At 65.9% G+C, this 19,708-nt stretch carries 19 protein-coding genes; 9 read left to right on the top strand and 10 right to left on the bottom strand.

Annotation, left to right across the window (positions count from 1 at the left end; genetic code table 11):
• Positions 1–13: 13 nt before the first annotated feature.
• Entirely contained in the window at positions 14–997 is a 984-nt protein-coding gene (locus WDN01_10660) for an aldo/keto reductase (protein ID MEJ0026478.1), read from the top strand.
• 42 nt (positions 998–1,039) lie between these two features.
• On the opposite strand, the gene WDN01_10655 is transcribed toward WDN01_10660, so the two are convergent.
• Together WDN01_10655 and WDN01_10650 are read right to left on the bottom strand one after the other, a co-directional pair.
• Positions 1,040–2,467, bottom strand: a complete 1,428-nt coding sequence (locus WDN01_10655) for a TolC family protein (protein ID MEJ0026477.1) — start codon at positions 2,465–2,467, stop codon at positions 1,040–1,042.
• Positions 2,468–2,815: 348 nt separating this feature from the next.
• On the bottom strand, positions 2,816–3,379 hold the full coding sequence (locus WDN01_10650; GenBank protein ID MEJ0026476.1) for a hypothetical protein: 564 nt from the start codon (positions 3,377–3,379) through the stop codon (positions 2,816–2,818).
• Positions 3,380–3,490: 111 nt separating this feature from the next.
• Between WDN01_10650 and WDN01_10645 the strand changes: the two genes are divergently transcribed.
• The 3 genes from WDN01_10645 to WDN01_10635 all read left to right on the top strand — a co-directional run bounded on the left by WDN01_10645 (position 3,491) and on the right by WDN01_10635 (position 7,895).
• On the top strand, positions 3,491–3,832 hold the full coding sequence (locus WDN01_10645; protein ID MEJ0026475.1) for a DMT family protein: 342 nt from the start codon (positions 3,491–3,493) through the stop codon (positions 3,830–3,832).
• A gap of 327 nt (positions 3,833–4,159) precedes the next feature.
• Complete coding sequence (locus WDN01_10640; GenBank protein ID MEJ0026474.1) at positions 4,160–6,487, top strand: TonB-dependent receptor; 2,328 nt, start codon at positions 4,160–4,162, stop codon at positions 6,485–6,487.
• Positions 6,488–6,491: 4 nt separating this feature from the next.
• Positions 6,492–7,895 (top strand): esterase-like activity of phytase family protein, encoded by a 1,404-nt coding sequence (locus WDN01_10635; protein MEJ0026473.1) that lies wholly within the window; start codon positions 6,492–6,494, stop codon positions 7,893–7,895.
• A gap of 83 nt (positions 7,896–7,978) precedes the next feature.
• On the opposite strand, the gene WDN01_10630 is transcribed toward WDN01_10635, so the two are convergent.
• Positions 7,979–8,419 carry a hypothetical protein gene (locus tag WDN01_10630; GenBank protein MEJ0026472.1) on the bottom strand — a complete coding sequence of 147 codons (441 nt, stop codon included), beginning with the start codon at positions 8,417–8,419 and terminating at the stop codon, positions 7,979–7,981.
• Between the two features lie 159 nt (positions 8,420–8,578).
• Between WDN01_10630 and WDN01_10625 the strand changes: the two genes are divergently transcribed.
• From WDN01_10625 to WDN01_10615, 3 genes are all read left to right on the top strand, one after another.
• Complete coding sequence (locus tag WDN01_10625; GenBank protein ID MEJ0026471.1) at positions 8,579–9,808, top strand: pyridoxal phosphate-dependent aminotransferase; 1,230 nt, start codon at positions 8,579–8,581, stop codon at positions 9,806–9,808.
• A 91-nt stretch (positions 9,809–9,899) separates the two neighbouring features.
• On the top strand, positions 9,900–10,700 hold the full coding sequence (locus tag WDN01_10620; protein MEJ0026470.1) for a CPBP family intramembrane glutamic endopeptidase: 801 nt from the start codon (positions 9,900–9,902) through the stop codon (positions 10,698–10,700).
• A 7-nt stretch (positions 10,701–10,707) separates the two neighbouring features.
• Positions 10,708–11,223 (top strand): hypothetical protein, encoded by a 516-nt coding sequence (locus tag WDN01_10615; protein MEJ0026469.1) that lies wholly within the window; start codon positions 10,708–10,710, stop codon positions 11,221–11,223.
• Positions 11,224–11,230: 7 nt separating this feature from the next.
• Here WDN01_10615 and WDN01_10610 read toward each other — a convergent pair whose 3' ends face one another.
• A complete protein-coding gene (locus WDN01_10610) occupies positions 11,231–11,698 on the bottom strand; it encodes a CVNH domain-containing protein (protein ID MEJ0026468.1) in 468 nt (155 codons plus the stop codon).
• 296 nt (positions 11,699–11,994) lie between these two features.
• On the opposite strand from WDN01_10610, the gene WDN01_10605 reads away from it, so the two are divergent.
• Positions 11,995–14,031 (top strand): elongation factor G, encoded by a 2,037-nt coding sequence (locus WDN01_10605; GenBank protein MEJ0026467.1) that lies wholly within the window; start codon positions 11,995–11,997, stop codon positions 14,029–14,031.
• 263 nt (positions 14,032–14,294) lie between these two features.
• Positions 14,295–14,846 carry a DUF308 domain-containing protein gene (locus WDN01_10600; GenBank protein MEJ0026466.1) on the top strand — a complete coding sequence of 184 codons (552 nt, stop codon included), beginning with the start codon at positions 14,295–14,297 and terminating at the stop codon, positions 14,844–14,846.
• Positions 14,847–14,975: 129 nt separating this feature from the next.
• Here WDN01_10600 and WDN01_10595 read toward each other — a convergent pair whose 3' ends face one another.
• The 6 genes from WDN01_10595 to trxB form a co-directional block, all read right to left on the bottom strand.
• On the bottom strand, positions 14,976–15,269 hold the full coding sequence (locus WDN01_10595) for a pyridoxamine 5'-phosphate oxidase family protein (protein ID MEJ0026465.1): 294 nt from the start codon (positions 15,267–15,269) through the stop codon (positions 14,976–14,978).
• Between the two features lie 68 nt (positions 15,270–15,337).
• Positions 15,338–15,907 (bottom strand): TPM domain-containing protein, encoded by a 570-nt coding sequence (locus WDN01_10590; protein ID MEJ0026464.1) that lies wholly within the window; start codon positions 15,905–15,907, stop codon positions 15,338–15,340.
• Positions 15,907–16,671, bottom strand: a complete 765-nt coding sequence (locus WDN01_10585; GenBank protein ID MEJ0026463.1) for a TPM domain-containing protein — start codon at positions 16,669–16,671, stop codon at positions 15,907–15,909. Before WDN01_10585 ends, WDN01_10590 begins: the two co-directional genes overlap by 1 nt.
• A gap of 2 nt (positions 16,672–16,673) precedes the next feature.
• On the bottom strand, positions 16,674–17,276 hold the full coding sequence (locus tag WDN01_10580) for a LemA family protein (GenBank protein ID MEJ0026462.1): 603 nt from the start codon (positions 17,274–17,276) through the stop codon (positions 16,674–16,676).
• Between the two features lie 318 nt (positions 17,277–17,594).
• Complete coding sequence (locus WDN01_10575) at positions 17,595–18,485, bottom strand: LysR family transcriptional regulator (protein ID MEJ0026461.1); 891 nt, start codon at positions 18,483–18,485, stop codon at positions 17,595–17,597.
• A gap of 76 nt (positions 18,486–18,561) precedes the next feature.
• Positions 18,562–19,497: a thioredoxin-disulfide reductase gene (trxB, locus tag WDN01_10570; protein MEJ0026460.1), complete on the bottom strand. Its 936-nt coding sequence runs from the start codon at positions 19,495–19,497 to the stop codon at positions 18,562–18,564.
• Between the last annotated feature and the right edge of the window lie 211 nt (positions 19,498–19,708).

The raw sequence follows: 19,708 nt of genomic DNA, 5'->3' as shown, positions 1-19,708 counted from the left end.
ATGAGGACATCGCATGGAAACGACACGTCTCGGCCACACCGGCCTCAAGGTCTCGCGCATCTGCCTCGGCACGATGACGTATGGCTCGCCCAATTGGCGCGACTGGGTTCTGGGCGAAGAAGAGGCACGGCCATTCATCAAGCGCGCGCTGGAAGCCGGCATCAATTTCTTCGACACCGCCGACGTCTACTCCATCGGTCGCAGCGAGGAGGTCGTCGGGAAGGCGCTCAAGGATTTCACCAAGCGCGACGATATCGTGCTCGCGACCAAGGTCTGCGGCGCGATGAGCGACGACGTGAACGACCGCGGCCTGTCGCGCAAGCACATCCTGTCGGGCATCGACAATTCGCTGCGCCGGCTCGGCACGGACTATGTCGACCTCTATCAGATCCACCGCTTCGATCCGACCACGCCGATCGAGGAGACCGTCGAGGCGCTGAACGACGTCGTGCGCTCGGGCAAGGCCCGCTATATCGGCGCGTCCTCGATGTTCGCCTGGCAGTTCTCGAAATACCTGCACACCCAGGAAAAGACCGGCGCCGCGAAATTCGTCTCGATGCAAAACTTCTACAACCTCGTCTATCGCGAGGAAGAGCGCGAGATGCTGCCGCTCTGCCGCGACGCCGGCATCGGCGTGATCCCGTGGAGCCCCTTGGCGCGCGGCTTCCTCGCCGGCAATCGCAGCCGCGACGGCGAGGCGCAGACGACGCGGGCCAAATCGGACGCGAACATCCTGACGCCGAGCGCTTTCCTGGAAAGCGATTACGACATCCGCGACCGCGTCGATGCGCTCGCAAAAGATAAGGGCGTGAGCTCGGCGCAGATCGCACTCGCCTGGCTGCTGCACCAGCCGGTCGTCTCGGCGCCGATCGTCGGCGCCTCCAAGATGAAGCATCTCGACGACGCGATCGCCGCGGTGGAGGTGAAGCTGACGCCGGACGAGGTGAAGGCGCTGGCCAAGGGCTACCAGACGCGCCGCATCATCGGGCACCAGTGAAGTGAGGATTTGCCTCTCCCGCGGTGCGGGAGAGGCGATCTTCTACAGCGGGCTCCAGCCCGTGTCCGGCGCGGCGTTCGGATCGGTCGCGACCGTCCAGCCGCCGCCGAGCGAGCGGTAGAGCGAGACATAGGCCTGGAGCCGCGCCAGCTTGACCTGCACGAGCTGGTCCTGCGCGGTGAACAGCGTCTGCTGCGTCTGCAGCACGGTCAGAAGATCGGTCACGCCCTCGCGATATTGCAGCTCGGAGATGCGATAGGCTTCCTGCGCATTGGTCACTTCGACGGTGAGGAAGCGCTCCTCGTCGGTCAGCGACGAGACTTGGCCGATCGAGCTTTCGACGTCGCTGAGCGCGCTGAACACCGCCTTGCGGTATTCGACCAGCAACTGGGTCTGCTGCGCCCGGGCGAGGTCGCTTTCCGAACTCAGCCTTCCGCCGTCGAAGATGGTCTGCAGCAGCGAGGCGCCGATGCTCCAAGCGAGGGTCGAGGGGTCGAAAAGCTGCGTGACGCTTCCGGTAAGGCCGATCTGCGGCAGGAAGGCGGCACGCGCCGCATCCAGGTTGGCGTGCGCAGCCAGAAGCTGCGCCTCGGCCTGGGCGACGTCCGGACGGCGTTCTAGCAGGGCGGCGGGAAGGCCGGGCCTGACCGCCGGCGCCATGATGCCGTTGAGGTTCACCGCCGTCACGTCGAAGCCTTCCGGCGCGCGGCCGAGCAGGATGGCAAGCGCGTAGCGCGCCTCGCGCTCCTGTTCCTCGAGCCCCGGAACGGCGGCCTCTTCGCCGGCCACCTGGGCGCGCTGCTGCGCCAGATCGAGGTTGGACGACACGCCGTTCGTCACCTTGGCCTCGGTGATGGTGAGGATGCGCTTGGCGGCGTCGATGTTCGCCTTGGCGATGGCGACGCGCTCGCGCAGCGCCAGCACGTCCATATAGGTGTTGGCGACGTCGGAGGTGATGGTCAGCGCCACGGTCTGCTGGGCATAGCGTGCCGCGAGCTCGGACTGTTCGGCGGCATGCAGCTCGTCGCGGTTGAGGCCCCACAGGTCGACCTCATAGCTCGCCTGCGCGCCGATGCCGAACGTATTGTTCGTGACTTCGCCGCCGCCCGACGAGCCGTTGATCTTCGTCCCGCTCCGCTGCGCCTGACCCGTCGCGCCCAGCGACGGAAACAGGGCCGAGCCCGCGATGCCGGTATTGGCATGCGCCTGGAGCACGACCGCGGCGGCCGCCAGGAGGTCGAGATTCTCCGCCTGGGCGGTCTTCTCGAGCGGCGGCAGTTCCGGCGCGTTGAAGCCGTTCCACCAGTCGGCGGCCGGCCAGACCGGGGCGCTGGCCATTTCCGGCGTAGTCGGCGCGGTGAAGCCGGCGGGCAGGTCGCCCGGCTTCAGCGGGACGGGCGGCGGCGTGGAACAGCCGGTGACGACCAAGGCCAAAACGGCCAGCGACGACGAACGCATCAAGAATTTCATGGAGTCTCTCTAAGTAGGCCCCCCGGGTACGCACCTTACATAGCGCCCAGAGCCTGGGACGCAAGGACCAGTACACCCGTACCGCGGCCTGCGACAATCATCATCTCTGACCGGGAAAACGCGGGCGGCCGGACCGAATGCTTCGACTTGGGGGCGTCTCAGCCGGTCCAGCCGCCCTTCGACCGTGTCCGGACTGGAGCGCCTTTGGGACACGGGCAAAATCACACGCGGTGACGAAGCCATTGTGCGGGCGCGGCGGACCGGGGGAAAGCCGCCAATTGTAACGCAGTGTCGCCCGTCCGGGGCGCGGCGGGCGCTCGCGAAACAAAAATCCGTAATCCGTCGCGTTCAGGCGCCGCTCGGCTTCTCGACGACCTTGAAACGCTTCAATTGGTCGCTCGCCAGCGTGAAATCCGGCGCGATCGCGAGGGCCTGACGGTAGTCGTCATAGGCGGCCTGCAGGTTTCCCAGCGCCTCGTCGGCGATGGCGCGGTCGAAATAGGCGTTCTGCGGCTCCTTGGTGCCGAGCGCCAAGCCCTTGTCGATATTGGCGATCGCTTCGGCGAAGCGCTTGCCCGCGATCTGTGTCGCGCCGAGATCGATATAGCCTTCGCCCATCTTGTCGTTGATCGCCAGGCCGGCCGTGAAGTCGGCGGCCGCGGCCTCGAATTTGGCCATCGCCATCTTGAGCACGCCGCGATTGACATAGGTCGCGGCGCGGTCCGCGTCGCTCAGCCCGCCGGCGAGCGCGATGTTGCAGTAGATGAGAGAGTCTTCCGGCGCCGTGCCGCTGTCGGCGGCCTGGTAGCAGAGCTGCGCCGGACCGGCGCCGATGACCGAAACGGCGGCCTGGGCCGAAGGCGCCGCGAACAGGACGGCGAAGGTCGCGGCGAGCGCGATGCGGCTGTTCATGGCTGCCTCCTCGCAGTGAACCCTGTCATCATGCCATTTATGAGTGCCGTCCGTCCACGGCGGGAACGGCGCAAACGCGCATGTGTTTGGTGTTTTTCCCTGAGGGCAGCCATGACCTGGTCGATGATCTATCCGATCCTGCTTTTGTGCGTTTCCAACGTTTTCATGACCTTCGCCTGGTATGGGCAGCTCCGATTCCCGACGACGCCGGTTTGGATCCTGGTGATCGCCGGCTGGGGCATCGCCTTTTTCGAATATTGTTTCGCCGTGCCGGCCAATCATTTCGGCCAACGCGTCTATTCGCCGGTCCAGCTCAAGACCATCCAGGAGATCGTCACCCTGATCGTGTTCGCGATCTTCTCGCTCACCTATCTGGGCGAGGCGATCCGCTGGAATCACGCCGCGGCTTTCGCCTGCCTGGTGCTGGCGGCCTATTTCTCGTTCCTGAAATGACGGCGCGGCCGAACCTGGCCGTTGTCGTTACGAGAGGTAAAAGCGCCGGCGGCCGAATTGTCGGCGCCCGGGCCGCGGCGACCGGTTCGGTGGAACAGCGATACGACAGATGGCTGCGCACTATCTCCGCAATCGCGCGAACCGCATCGCGTCCTTTTTCTCATGCACAATTTGCACGCGTTGCGCCGCCAAGTGTTGCTGGCGTTGATTTCGTTCGGCGGCTTACGGCTGTTACAAAGCTGTAGTCAACGTGTGGCATGGCTCCCCTCCTAACGGCGCCGCTGACGCAAGTCATTGCGGCGCTTTGTGTGAAAAAAGAGGGGCAGAATGTTGCAGAAATCCGCGGCCGCGTTTGCGGTCACCGCTTGTTTTACGTTTGCTGCGCAGGCGGCGGATGCGCCGTCCGCAACGACGAACAGCAGCGAGGTCGAGACGGTCGTCGTTATAGGCGCGGGCGAGACCCGCTCGGTCTCGACCCTGCTGCCGGAAAACCTCGACGTGCTGCCGCCCGGCACCAGCGTGCAGAAGGCGCTGAACTTCCTGCCGGGCGTGATGGCGCAGTCGATCGACGCGCTGGGCGTCAATGAACAGTCGCTGTCCCTCCAGGTGCGCGGCTTCAGCACCACCCATCTCGGCTACACGCTCGACGGCATGCCGCTTGGCGACGGCGCGTACAACAACTACAACGGCCTCACGATCAGCCGCGCGTTGATCTCCGAGAATCTCGGCCGCGCCGATCTGGCGACCGGCATTGCCGGCCTCAGCGTCGCCTCGACCAGCAACCTCGGCGGCGCGGTGACCTATGTGTCCAGCGCCCCGCGCGAGGAGCTGGGGGTCACGGCAAGTCAGAGCTTCGGCAGCGAAGACGGCGAGCGCACCTTCGTGCGCCTCGATACCGGCGAATACGACGGTTTTTCGGCCTATTTCTCCGCGCAGTACAGCCAGCAGGACCTGTTCGTGAACCAGGCTGCCTATAACCAGTCCACCGGGAAGCAGTTCAACGGCAAGGTGCAGTACAAGTTCGACGGCGGCACGATCACCGCCTTCGCGGATCTCTCGCGCACCAATCAGGCCGATGACCCCTACCTCTCGAAGGACATGCTGTCGCGCCTCGGCTACGATTGGGGCGGCTACGCGCCGGACTGGCAGGACTACGTCAGCCGCGCGGCATGCGGCGTGCCTTCGCTGGTCGCTCAGTGCGTCACCTCGACGGCGCCCGAAAAGCTCGCCGACGTCACCTTCACCAACGGCCAGATTCTGCGCAACGACGACCTGTTCTACCTCTCCGGCGACTACGCCATCACCGATTCCCTCACCGGGCGCCTGCAGGTGTATCGCCACACCGACAAGGGCGCCGGCAACAACTTCATCACCGGCCTGTCCAACCAGGGCACGGCGTCCACCGCCGACGACCTGCCGGTCCAGATCCGCGACACGCGCTACACCATCAACCGCGACGGCGTCCTCGGAAGCCTCGGCTGGGATGTCGGCTTCAACCACGTCCAGGCGGGCTTCTGGCTGGAGAACAACACCAGCAGCGCCGCGCGCTACATCTGGACCAACGTCACGGGGCCCTTCAGCCTCGCGCATTTCCTGCAGGGTCAGCCGAGCACCGCCCAGTGGGTGCAGCAGACCAAATGGCACACGCAGCAGTTTTACCTCCAGGACACCATAACGCTGCTCGATGACGCGCTGGCGATCGATTTCGGCTTCAAGAGCACCGATGCAAAGTCGGATGCGCTGGCCATACCCGGCATCGCCAAGACGCCGCCGCCGGCCTCCAGCCAGTTCGCGAGCGGCTCGCTCACGGCCAAGGACAATTTCATGCCGGAAGCGGGCGTGCGCTGGCGGTTCGCGCCCGGACACGAAGTGTATGCGAGCTACTCCGAGAACATGGCGATGTTCCAGGGCGGCTTCAAACTCGGTCCGCAGTCGGTTTCGCAGGCCGTCTGGGACGTGCAGGGCAAGACGCTCAAGCCCGAGACGTCGAAGAGCTTCGACGGCGGCTACCGCTATGTGGGCGATGGGCTGCAGATTTCGCTGGCCCTGTATGACGTGGATTTCAAGAACCGCCTGTTGCAGTACAATCCCTGTCCGACGAACCAGCAGCAGAACCCGGGCTGCGGCAACTCCTTCCACAACGCCGGCAGCGTCACGAGCAAGGGCGCTGAACTCGGCGTGCTGTGGCAGCCGCTGCCATGGCTGAACTGGTACAACTCGGCCTCGCTCAACGAAACCACCTATAATTCGGACCTCAATTTCTGCACGGCGACCTGCGTGCTCTACGCCACGGCCGGCAAGCAGCAGGTGGATACGCCGAAGCAGATGTATGCCAGCGTGCTGACCCTGCGGCAGGACGGTTTCTGGGCTTCGCTGGCGGGCAAGTTCACCGGCCGCCGCTACTACACCTACACCAACGATCAGGGCTTCGGCGCCTACACCACGTTCGATCTCGGCCTCGGCTACGATTTCGGCTCCATCGGCGTGCTGAAGGGCGCGACGCTGGCGCTGAACATCACCAATCTGACCGACGTGCGCTATGCGTCGAACTTCGACAACAGCGTGTTCGCGCCGAACGACCCGGCCGGCAGCATCCTGGTATTCCACTCGTCGGCGCCGCGGCAGATCTTCGCCACGCTCGGCGCCGCGTTGTGAACGGATGCGCGCCGCGCTGATCCTGTTGTGTCTCTTACCGGTCTTCCCCGCCTTCGCCGGCGGGGAAGAGCCGGCCATCCGGCCGCAACTCGTCGGGGTCGGGCGCATAGCCTCGGATGCCCTGGACAGGCAGGGCGAGACGCTGGGCGGCTTTGGCTCGGGCATGATGCTGGTGCCGCATAGCTGGCATCGTGTGGGGAAAAAATTCGTCGCGCATCTCGATCTCTTGCCGGATCGGGGCTGGAACACCGCCGGCAGCGTCGACTACAGGGCGCGGGTGCAGGAATTCGATATCGGCCTGCTGCCCGACGACGGTGCGCCGGGGCACGAAGGCCAGCTGACGCTTGCTCTCAAGAAGAGCCTGCTTCTGATGGACGACAAGGGAATGCCCACGACGGGTTTCGACCCCGTCGATGTGCGCCCCGCGGCGGGCGCGATTCCCGATCTGCCGGTTTCGGCCGACGGTCACGTCAGTTTGGATGACGAAGCCATCGCACCGGACGGGAAAGGCGGCTTCTGGGTCAGCGACGAGTATGGACCCTATGTATACCGCTACAATGCACAAGGACGCTTGATCGGAGCCCTGCGGCCGCCCGAGGCCTTCATTCCACGGCGTAACGGCAAGGAGAATTTCTCCGCCAACAGCCCTCCGGCCGGCAGCACGGTCGATACCGGCAATCCCGAAACGGGCCGGCAGAACAATCAGGGTTTCGAGGGGATGAGCGTCAGCCCTGATGGCCGTACCCTGTTTGTCGTCAATCAGAGCGCGCTGCGTCAGGACCTCGACGCCGGCAATGTCGCCGCCACGCGCCGCAATGTCCGCCTGCTCGCTTATGACATCACGGCCGCGCCCCGTCTGATACACGAGTATGCGCTTCAACTGCCTCTCTATGAGGAGGACGGAAAGGCCAAAGTTGCTGCCCAGAGCGAACTTCTGGCGATCGACGATCATCGTTTTTTGCTTCTGTGCCGCGACAGCGGCGGAGGGCTTGCGTCGAAGCGCCCGGCCTCGCTTTACCGCAAAGTCGAGCTGGTGGATGTGCAGGGCGCCACGGATATCGCGGGTCGCTATGACGGCGCTGCCGACAGCATCGCGCCGAACGGCATTCTGCGCGACGACATCACGCCGGCGGCAATGGCGGATTTCGTCGATCTGAATGACAATGCGCAGCTCAACCGCTTCGGACTGCATAACGGCGCGCCGGCGGACGCTCATGATCTCTACGAAAAATGGGAAAGCCTGGCATTGGCGCCTGCGGACCGACCGGGCGAGTATATTTTACTCGTCGGCAGCGATAACGATTTCGTCACCCAGCACGGCCGGATGGCCGGTAAAGCCTATGCCGATGCCGGCGGGGCCGACGTCGATACCCTGATCATGGCTTGGCGCGTGCGGATACCACAGTAATCGGAATCCAGCCTTGGCCGTCCACCCCGTCGCCGGTGACGCTTTCGCGGGGCATGACAGGGATATTTCTGCAAAAGATCGTTCTATTGTCCCCACGGATTGTCCGTGAAATCCACGACCGGGTGCAGCGGGATCTTCAGCGCCCGCTGCGTGCCGATATAGACGTAGAGCGTCATCGTCCTGGTCTTCGCGTTCCATTCGATCTGCGGCGCGATGCCGCCGGGCTTTCGGAAGGTCGTGCCGTCGAAGTCCATCGGCCGGGGCGCCACCTCGCCCCAGCCGCCGGCCAGCCGGGCGCTCATGTTCTGGCGCATCGCCGCCCGGTCGTCCTCGCTGGCGATGCTGGGATCGACGACGTCGGGGGCGCTGACCCGCACGCCGCCATCGGCCCCGATCTCCAGCCGTGCCGCGACGAAGGTGATGCCGTCGTCGAACGCCCCCTCCCAGCGCCCCGCCGGAGGCGGGTTCCGGGCGCAGGACGCAAGTACCAGCGCGGCGAATAGGAGCGCGAGCAGCGGACGCATGGCGCCTCACAACGAATCGGTCGGGAAAGAATATTCCGATTTCCGCCCGGCGAAACGCTCATACCGGCCCGTCAAGCGCCGGCCGACGGACCTTTTTCCTTGTACGCGGCGGCCAAGGATTGATAGGTCAACGCCTCGTTCGTGAGAATCGTGCCCGCCATGTCGCAAGCCGCCAAGCCCCTGCCCAAAGGCTTCCTCGCCGAAGCCCTGCAACGCATCCAGCCCTCGCCGACCATCGCGGCGTCGCAGAAGGCGCGCGACCTCAAGGCCGCCGGCAAGGACATCATCGGCCTCGCGATGGGCGAGCCCGACCACGACACGCCGGACAACATCAAGGAAGCGGCCATCGCCGCGATCCGCCGCGGCGAGACCAAATACACCGCGGTCGAGGGCATCCCCGAACTGCGCGCCGCCGTCGCGAAGAAATTCAAGCGCGAGAACAATCTCGACTACACGATCGCGCAGACCTTCGTCTCGCCGGGCGGCAAGGCGATCGTGTTCAACGCGCTGCTGGCGACGCTGAATCCGGGTGACGAGGCGATCTGCGTCGCGCCCTATTGGGTGTCCTATCCCGACATCGTGCTGCTCGCCGGCGCCAAGCCCGTGATCGTCGAGACCAGGCTGGAAGACGGCTTCCGCCTGACGCCGGAGGCGCTGGAAGCCGCGATCACGCCGAAGACCAAATGGCTGGTCTTCAACCAGCCGTCCAACCCGACCGGCGCCTGCTACACGCGCGAGCAGCTCAAGGCGCTCACCGACGTGCTGCTGCGCCATCCGCAGGTCTGGATCCTGACCGACGACATGTACGAGCATCTCGTCTATGGCGGGTTCAAGTTCGCGACGATCGCCGAGGTCGAGCCCGGGCTCTACGACCGCACCCTGACGATGAACGGCGTCAGCAAGGCCTATTCGATGACCGGCTGGCGCATCGGCTATTGCGCGGGGCCGGAGCCTCTGATCAAGGCGATGGCAAAGCTGCAGTCGCAATCGGCGTCCAACGCGTCCTCGATCTCGCAATGGGCGAGCGTGGAGGCGTTGAACGGGCCGCAGGATTTCATCCCGAAATTCCAGAAAGTGTTCGAGGAGCGCCGCGACCTCGTCGTCTCGATGCTGAACCAGGCGGCCGGGATCGAATGCCCGAAGCCCGAAGGCGCGTTCTACGTCTATCCCTCGGTTAAAAATCTGCTCGGCAAGAAGACGCCGGAGGGCAAGACCATCGCGACCGACGGCGATTTCGCCGATGCGCTGCTGGAGAACGAGGGCGTCGCCGTGGTGCACGGCGCGGCGTTCGGCCTGTCGCCCTTTTTCCGCATCTCCTACGCGACGTCGAACAAGGCCCTGGAAGAAGCCTGCCGTCGCATCCAGCGCTTCTGCGGCAATCTGCGCTAGCGCGTCGGTTTCCCCGCCCGCCGTGGCATTCCTGCGATAGCGCGGGCGCGCCCGGACGCTAAGCTGGCGCCCGGCGGGTGGGAGATTTCACATGGCTGACACGGCGGAGCGCGACGGCACGTGGCGGCGCTACGAGTTCGTGCGATGGACCGACGTCGCCGTGCCGTTCGAGGCAGGGCTCATCTGGCTCGGGCTGCTGGTCATCGCCATCGCCGTCGCCACGCCGATCCTGGCCGGCGCGGGCGTATCGGGCGCCCAGGTCTCGCGCGACCTGCCCGGACTGATGCGCCAGCCGATGATGGTGCAGCTCATCACCGCGACCTCCGATCTGGTGCTCGTCTTTTTCCTGTGGCGCATCGCCCGCCGCGTCGCCGACCGCGCGATGGTGGCGCGCTTCCGCGCCGCCCGCGGCATCGTCGTCCTGCTCGCGGCGCTGGGCGGCGTGGCGTTCGCGGTGCTGACGACCGTCGCGCTGGTGCAGCTCTACCAGCGCGGCATCTTCAAGCCGCACGCCGGTCCGGGCGATCGCATGTTCGGGTCCGGCCCGGCGCTCCAGTACCCCGTCATCCTGCTCACCGTCGCCGTCATCGCGCCCTTCGTGGAGGAGTTCTATTTCCGCGGCATCGTGCTGAGCTGGCTGTGCCGCAAGATCTATGTCGTGCCCGCCGTGTTCGCGAGCGCCGCGATCTTCGCGCTGCTGCATTTCCGGTTCCTGTCGCAGCCCGGCATCGAGGGCTGGATGCTGACCGGGCTGATTGCGGCGGTCGGCCTCGTCAACGCGACGCTGGCGCTGCGCACCCGCTCGCTCTGGCCGCCCTTCGCGTTCCACGCCGCCTATAATGGCACGCTGGCCGGCATGGCGATCGTGCCGTTCGTGCTCGCGGGGCATTGAGGGCGCCGTGGCCGGACCGCGAAGCTGCGGCGACTGCACGGTGTGCTGCACGGCGCTGGCGATCGAGACCGCCGAGCTGCGCAAGCCGCCCGGCGTGGCCTGCGCCCATTGCACGCCGTCGGGCTGCGGCATCTACGAGACCCGCTATCCGATCTGCCGGAGCTATTTCTGCGGCTGGTTCGGCCTGCCCGACCTCGGCGAGGACTGGCGGCCCGACCGAAGCGGCATCCTCATCTCGCCGCGCGAGGCGACGGTTGCCGGCGAGACACGCGAGGGCATCGAGTTCCTCGTGCTCGGCGGCGAGCCCGCGATCCGCCGTCCGGCCTTCCTGGCCTTCCTCACGGGTTTGCTGCGCGACGGCACCGCGGTGTTCCTCGCCGTGCCCGGGCCCGAGGGCCACTATCCCGCGCGCGTTCTTCTCAACGACGCGCTGTCGCGCACCTCGCCGGCCCGTTATGGCGATGCGCTTGCGGGCGCGCTCGCGGCGGCAAAGGGGCACCGGTTCGAACCGATGCGCCCTTAAGCCGACATCAATACCGCCCGCGCGTGCAGACCAGCCGGCCGTCGAAATTGGCGATGCGGCCGTCGCAGTCATAGGCAGCGTCGAGCGACGTCCAGCGCCAGCTCCCGTCGCGCCGCTGGCAGGTCGCACGCAGCGTGTAGCCGTCCATGCGGATGTGACGGCAGGTGTCGCGGTAGGAACCACGCGGGCCGACATCGTAGTCGCGGCCGCGGTCGCGCCAGCCGCTCCGCCGGCATGCGAGCTGTCCGTTGTCGTTGACGATGTGCCCGTCGCAATCGTCGGCATTGTCGAGCCAGGTGTTGCGCCAGGAGCCGTCGCGGCGCTGGCAATTCGCGGTCAGCATGTCGCCGTCGAAATCGACATGACGGCAGGTCGCCTCGTACGACCCGCTCGGCGTCCAGCGCGCCTGTGCCGCGGGGACGAGGGCGAGAAAGACGAGGGCAGCCGCGACAAGGCCGAGATTCAATCGGTTCATTCCTGACTCCTGCGCTCCGCCGCGAAAGACTGTTGCGCGGTGCGTTCGCACATGCAGTAACCTCGATTCATATTACCGGGAATTGTGAACGCTGGCACCTTGCCTTCGCGCGAAGGCGGCGCGAGCATCGGTGCATCGAAGTAGGGCGCGTGACGCGACCCGAAGACCCGGGATGCACGCCCGCCGCGCCCAGAAGCGCAACGTCGGTTGCGCGACCAAAGACAAGGTCGCGTGACGTCAATTGTGTTTCCACCGAAAGGACCTGTTCGCAGAGCAGGCCCGAAGGAGGCGCTCAAATGTCAGGACAAAACAACGGCGGCAGAGAACCGCGCGCCGTGGCCGTGGTGGGACCTTATGGCAGCGGCAAGACCACGCTGCTGGAGAGCATCCTTGCCATCACGGGCGCGGTGCAGAGAAAAGGCCAGGTGGCGCAGAAGAACACGGTGGGAGATTTCAGTCCCGAGGCGCGCGCCCGCCAGATGAGCGTCGAGGTCAATTGCGCGACGACGCGCTATCTCGACCAGAGTTTCACCTTCCTCGATTGCCCCGGCTCGATCGAATTTCTGTCGGACGCGCTGAACGTGCTGCCGGGCGTCGACGCCGCGATCGTGGTGTGCGAGCCGGAGCCGGCCAAGCTCCAGATGCTCCAGCCTTATCTGAAGCGGCTCGCCGACATGAAAATCCCGCACCTCCTGTTCGTCAACAAGATCGACAAGGCGAGCGGCTCGCTGCGCGCGCTGCTGACGATGCTGCAGGACGCCAGCGACATGCCGCTGCTGCTGCGCCAGATTCCGATCTGGGAGAACGACGTCGTCACGGGCTTCGTCGATCTGGCGCTCGAACGCGCCTACATCTACCGCCCCAACGACGCCAGCGAGATCGTCGATATCGCCGACAAGGATAGCGAGAAGCAGGCGCGGTTCGCGATGCTGGAAAAGCTCGCCGACTATGACGAGCACTTGATGGAAGAACTGCTGTCCGACATCGAACCGCCCAAGGAGGAAGTGTTCGGCGATCTGGCGAAGGAACTGGCGGATGGCCTCGTCGTGCCCGTGCTGATCGGCTCGGCCGAGGGCGACAACGGCATCCGCCGCCTCCTGAAGGCGCTGCGCCATGAAGTGCCGCCGGTGTCGGCGGCCGCCAAGCGGCTCGGCCTCGAAACGAATGGCGATGCCGTGGTGCAGATCCTCAAGACCTATCATTCGAGCCATGGCGGCAAGCTGAGCCTGGCGCGGGTGCTCGCCGGGACGTTGAAGGACGGCGTCTTGTTGCGCCGCGCCGACGGCGGCGAGGCGCGGGTCGGCGGCATCTTCGCGCTCAAGGGCGAGGCGCAGACCAAGCTCGCGGAGGCGCTGGCCGGCGATACGGTCGCGCTCGGCCGGCTCGAAGGCGTCGCCACGGGCGAGACGCTCGCCACCGGCAAGACGAAGCTGCCCAAGGTCGCGATCGAGCAACTCACGCCGGTCTATCGTCTCGGCATCGAGGCGACCGACCGCAAGGACGAGGTGAAGCTCACCTCCGCCATCGGCAAGCTGCGCGAGGAGGACCCCTCGCTGATATTCGACCAGAACGCGCAATTGCAGGAGATGGCGCTGGTCGGCCAGGGCGAGATCCATCTGAAAGTCGCGGTCGAGAAATTGCAGAGCAAATACGGGCTCAAGCTCAAGGTCCGTGCCCCCCGCGTCCCCTATAAGGAGACAATCCGCAAGGGCGTGGCGCAGCACGGCCGCCACAAGCGCCAGAGCGGCGGGCACGGCCAGTTCGGCGACGTGCATCTCGACATCCGCCCGCTGCCGCGCGGCACGGGCTTCGTGTTCGAGGACAAGATCAAGGGCGGTGTGGTGCCGCGCCAGTGGATACCGTCGGTCGAGAAAGGCGTCGCCGACTATCTGAAGTGCGGCCCGCTCGGCTTTCCCGTGGTCGACGTCGCGGTGGCGCTGACCGACGGGTCGTACCATGCGGTCGATTCCTCCGACGCCGCGTTCCAGACCGCGGCGCGCATCGCGATGACGGAGGGTATGCCGAACTGCGCGCCCGTGCTGCTCGAATCCATCATGCGTGTGAAGATCCATGTGCCGAGCGAGGCGACGGCCAAGGTCAATGCGGTGGTCAGCAGCCGGCGCGGCCAGCTCATGGGCTTCGACGCGCGGGCCGGCTGGAAGGGCTGGGACACGGTGGAGGCGCAGATGCCGCTCGCGGAGCTGTCCGACCTCATCATCGACCTGCGCTCATTGACGCAGGGCGTCGGCACGTTCGAGACGGCGTTCGACCATCTGGCTGAACTGACCGGCAAGCTCGCCGACCAGGTCGTGGCGATGGCCAAGGCGGCGTAAGAGGGGCCGGTAGCAACAGCGTACCGGCGCTCCTTGAGCGGCAGCGAAAGGAGCCAGGCGGGGCGGCCAGGGCAGGGCCGCTCCGCCGTCTATCCGCCGTCATTTTAAGACGATAGAGTCTGTCCTGCTTTGTCATGCCCGCGAAGGCGGGCATCCGGCGACTGGGCGAGTGGCCAAGACTGGATTCCGCCTGCGCGAAAATAACGGCCTGGAATTGATCCAGAACAACCACCACCGACAATTTTTGGTAAAGGATTTTGCCCATGACCGACACGCACGCCGAAACGCCCTTCCACGGCCGCATGCGCGGCGCCTCGGGCCGGTTGCTCTGGCTGGGCCTCGCGATGGCCCTGCTGGGGATCGCGGCCGTCGTCTTCCCGATGGCCTCCACCCTGGTCGCGGCGCTGCTGGTCGGCTGGACGCTCTTGTTCGGCGGCACGCTGACCTTCATCGGATCGTTCTCGATCCACGGCACCGGCCCGTTCTTCGGCGCGCTGCTGACGGGGCTTCTGTCGCTCGCCGCCGGCGTGTTCATCGTCTTCAGCCCGCTCGCCGGCGCCGTCGGGCTGACGCTGCTCCTGGGCTTCCTGTTCATGTTCCAGGGCGCCTACGAGATTTTCTTCGCCTTCGAGCTCAGGCCGCTGCCCGGCTGGTGGAGCATGCTGCTGTCGGGCCTGGCGAGCGCCCTGCTCGCGATCGTCATCGCCTTCGGCTGGCCGGAGATATCGACGGTCGCGCTCGGCATCCTGCTCGGCGTGAACTTCCTGAGCACCGGCCTCGGCTACATTTTCGTGTCGCGGGCTTTGAAGGCGTAGAGCCGGCTGCAGTCGATCGAACCAATTCCAGATTGTCGTTCCCGCGGAAGCGGGAATCCAAGTTTGGCGGCACTCCCAGTCGCTGAATGCCCGCCTTCGCGGGCATGACAGATTTTTTGCGCGCCGTGTTCAGGCTACCGCCGACACGCCGAGCTCAACAACATCCGTGTGGCCGAAGCCCTTGCTGTAGTCGAGGACCGACGCGACGCTCAGCGTCACGCGGAACATGGCCAAGACCTTCGGGTTCTTCGCGAGGTTGCGCGCCTTCTGGCTCGCGGCACCGGTGCCGAAATAGATCGTCAGCCCGTCGCCGGCATAGGACACCGTGGTCGCCTGCGGCCAGCCGTCTGGCCGGATCGTGGCGATGGTCATGTCGCTGCCGGATGCGATGACGCGGCGGATCTGGTCGGTAAGCGCGGACATGGTCTGTCTCCGATGGAAAGAGACAGGTTCTCAGCCGCGGTGGGCGGCGGCATTGCGCGCGATCAAACTTACCTCGGAAAATGCTGGGCGAGGTGCCAGCCGCAGGCCGTGATCGCGTTCTCGAGGCCGTCCGCGATCCGGCCGGTCTTCGCCGTCGCCGTGAACTCCGCGACGATGGCATTCCACTTGTCCTGGCCGATCCTGCGGTCCAGCGCGTCGTCGGTGACGAGCTCGACATAGCGCTCGCCCAGCGAGGCGAACACCACCATGCCCAGCCGGCGCTCATGCGCCGCCAGGATGCGCGCGGCGAAGGCGCGGTGCGCGAACTGCCGCGCCCGTTCGTGCTTCAGCCGCCGCGGCACGAGCAGGAGCTTGAGCGGCGGCCATTCCAGCGCCAGCGAGGCCAGAACGAAGACGACGGCCTCGATCGCGAAGGCATCGTCCAGCGACAGGCCGGGCCGCACCGCCAGGAGGCCGCCGGCGATCAGCGCGGCGAACGCGCCATAAGCCACGGGATAGAGCGCATAGCGGTCGCTGACCGGCACGATCAGGAGCTCGAAGCGCGCCGAGGTCGTCGCGCGCACCGCCTCGGCCGCCTGGGAGAGACGCGCATGTTCGATTGCGTCGAGTTTCGCCATCACCAATGCCCCGAGGCGCCGCCGCCGCCGAACGAGCCGCCGCCGCCGGAGAAGCCTCCTCCGCCGCTGCCACCGCCCCAGCCGCCGCCACCGCCCCAACCGCCGCGCCCGCCGCTGCCCAGGCCCCCCAGGAAGAACAGCGGCCAGAAGAAACGGCCGAAGATCAGCCACAGCACGATGATGATCACGATGATGGGGATATGGAAACCGCTATTGCCGCCGTCGCCCGCGTCGCGCTGCAGGGACTGGAAGTCCTGCGGCGGCGACGTCGACGGCTTGCCGCCCAGCGCCTGCAGCGTGACCAGCGTGCCGTTCAGCACGCCGCCGTCGTAATCGCCCTTACGAAAGGCCGGCATCATGACGTTGTGGATGATCAGCACGCTCTGCGCGTCGGTCAGCGCGCCTTCCAGGCCGTAGCCGACCTCGATCCGCACGTCATGGGTGCTCGGCGAGACGATGATCAGGGCGCCGTTGTTCTTGTCCTTCTGGCCGATGCCCCAGGCGCGGCCAAGCTGGTAGCCGTAATCCTCGATCGTGGTGCCGCGCAGCGATTTGAGCGTCACGACCACGACCTGGTTGCCGGTCTGCTGCTCGTGCTCGGCGAGGAGGGCGGTCAGCTTGTCCTTGATGCCGGGCGACAGGACGCCAGCTTCGTCGACCACGCGTCCGGTGAGCGGCGGGAAATCGAGCGCCGCCTGCGCCGCCACCGCCAGAAAGGCGAGGGCGGCGAGCGCGACCGCGATGACCCGTGCGACGGGGCGCATGCTCAGAACTGCACCGTCGGCGCGGCCTGGTTCTTCTCAGTCGTCGTGAAGGTCTCGCGCGGCTTGGCGTCCGGATAGAAGATCGCCGCCACCCAGCGCGACGGGATGGTGCGCAGCGTCGTGTTGTAGCGCTGCACGGCGTCGATGTAGTCCTTGCGCGCCACGGTGATGCGGTTTTCCGTCCCTTCGAGCTGCGCCTGCAGCGCCAGGAAGTTCTGGTTCGATTTCAGGTCGGGATAGTTCTCGCTCACCGCCAAGAGGCGGCCGAGCGCGCCGGAAATCGCGGCCTGGTTCTGCTCGAATTCGTGGAATTTCTCGGGATTCGTGAGGATGTCGGACGGGATCGTCATCTGGGTCGCATGGGCGCGCGCCTCGGTGACTTCGCGCAGTACGGATTCTTCCTGCTTGGCGTAGCCCTTGACCGTGTTGACCAGGTTGGGGATCAGGTCGGCGCGGCGCTGGTACTGGTTCTGCACCTCGCTCCAGGCGGCCTTTACCTGTTCGTCCTGCGTCGGCACGTCATTGATGCCGCAGGCCGTGAGGCCGAATAGGACGAGGCCGAGCGCCAGGACGCGGCCGGCGTATTTCGTGACGGTCGAAGACATGGATGGGATCTCCCTCGCAAAGCTGACGACATCAAGAACAGGCGGCTGCGCCTTAAATATGGTGCCAGGTCAACATTTACAAAAAAAAACGCCGGGGAAGCTTCCGCAGCCCCGGCGTCAGTGTGCTTGGGATGCGCAGGGCCCGAGGGCCCCGCGCCGGTCAAGTGCTTTGGGGGCACAGAACCGCGCCGCCGGCCGCATTGGGGGGGATGGCCGGCGACACACTTCGAAATAGGTGCGGTTTTGGACGGTTCAAGGGGGCGTCATCCAACTTGCCGGCCCGGGCCAGGAATGACGGTTGTATGAAGGGATTAGGGCTCAGAACTTCCAATCCTTCGACGCCTTGACCAGGAAGTCCCGGAACGCGCCGACGCGCTTGGACTGCCGGAGCGCGTCCGCATAGACCAGATGCACGTCGAAGCTCGGGCCCGGCACGTCCGGCAGGACGCGGATCAGGTGCGGCCGGGCGGCGGCGACATAGTCCGGCACGGCGGAAATGCCGAGGCCGGATTCCGTCGCGCACAGGATGCCGGTGACGTTGTTGATCCGCACCGTACGGCCCTTGCCGTTCATGCGCCGCCGCGTCTGCTCCAAGAGCCAGTTGATCTCGCGGATCTCGGGCGCCGCGGTCTCGCCATAGGCGATGATCGTGTGGTCGGCGATCTCCTCGAGCGCGTGCGGCGTGCCGTATTTCTCGAGATATTCCTTCGTCGCGTACATGTGGTAGTGCACGGTGAAGAGCTTGCGCTGGATCAGGTCGGCCTGCACCGGGGCGCGCATGCGGATGGCGATGTCCGCCTCGCGCTGCGCCAGGTCGAGCTCGCGGTCCTCCATCACGAGGTGGACCTCGACCTCCGGATATTCCTTCAGGAAGTCGTCCATACGCGGCACCAGCCAATAGGTGCCGATGCCGTGGCTGGAGGTGATCTTGAGCGCGCCGCGCGGCGCCTCGCGCACATTCTTGAGCGCCTCCTCGGCCTGGGCGAGGCGGGTCAGCACGTCGCTCACCGCGGCGTAGAGCATCTCGCCCTCGTCGGTCAGGGTGAGGCCGCGGGCGTGGCGCTGGAACAGCGGCGTGGTGATCTCTTCTTCCAGCGCGCTGATCTGGCGGCTGACCGCGGACTGGCTGAGCGTCAGCATCTGCCCGGCATGGGTGAAGCTGCCCGCCGAGGCGACCGCGTGAAAGATGCGAAGCTTGTCCCAGTCCATCTTCGTTACCTTCCTCGGGCCGCTCTCATGCCGGCCCTAGCGACAGTCTTCAATGCAAAGTTCGTGACGCATAATTTCAGTGTCCGCCGGCGAGGAAGCGCTCGGCTTCCAGCGCCGCCATGCAGCCCATGCCGGCCGCCGTCACGGCCTGGCGGAAAATCTTGTCCTTCACGTCGCCTGCCGCGAACACGCCGGCGACGCTGGTATGCGTCGAATCGGGCGCCGTCTTGATGTAGCCCGCCTCGTCCATTTCGAGCTTGCCCTTGAACAGTTCGGTGGCCGGCGAATGGCCGATCGCGACGAACAGCCCGTCGACGGCGAGATCGTGGGTCGATCCGGTGACCGTATTGCGCAACGTGACCGCGTTGACGCCCTTCGGATTATCGCCGCCTTTCACCTCGACGACCTCGGTGTCGAACAGGCAGTCGATCTTCTTGTTCGCCATCACCCGCATCTGGTTGGTCTTGTCGGCGCGGAAGCTGTCGCGGCGGTGGATCAGCGTCACCTTCTCCGCGAAATTGGTCAGGAACAGCGCTTCCTCGGTCGCGGTATTGCCGCCGCCGACCACCGCCACGTTCTTGCCGCGGAAGAAGAAGCCGTCGCAGGTGGCGCAAGCCGAAACGCCGAAGCCCTGATATTTGCTCTCCGACGGCAATCCCAGCCAGTTGGCGCTGGCGCCGGTGGCGATGATCAGCGTGTCGGCGGTGTAGACCTTGCCGCTGTCGCCTTTCAGCGTGAACGGCCGGCGCGTGAGATCGACGCTGGCGATCGTGTCCTGGACCATCTTGGTGCCGAGATGGGCGGCCTGCGCCTGCATCTGCTCCATCAGCCACGGCCCCTGGATCGCGTCGGCGAAGCCCGGATAGTTCTCGACCTCGGTGGTGATGGTGAGCTGACCGCCCGGCTGGATGCCGGCGATCAGGGTCGGCTCCAGCATGGCGCGCGCGGCATAGATGGCGGCGGTGGCGCCAGCCGGGCCGCTGCCCAGGATGATGACTTTGGAATGCGACATGACCGCTCCGACTCGGAGGGGAGCCGGACGCCGAGGGCGCGCCGGCCATTAGACCACGCCCCAAAAGCCCATTGCCCCTTGGCTGAGACTTCTCATATCGGAAGACCGGCCCGAAACGTCAAGCAGCGCCGATTGCAGTTTTGTGGCAGGGGTTTGGGCGTCCGCTTGGCACTTTTGCAAAAACGATATGGCGAATCGGGACGGGAACTTT

It is taken from the genome of Rhizomicrobium sp., assembly GCA_037200985.1.
Lineage (GTDB): Bacteria > Pseudomonadota > Alphaproteobacteria > Micropepsales > Micropepsaceae > Rhizomicrobium.
The sequence above is the reverse complement of the archived record's forward strand: the minus strand, read 5'-3'. Positions and strand labels throughout refer to the sequence as shown.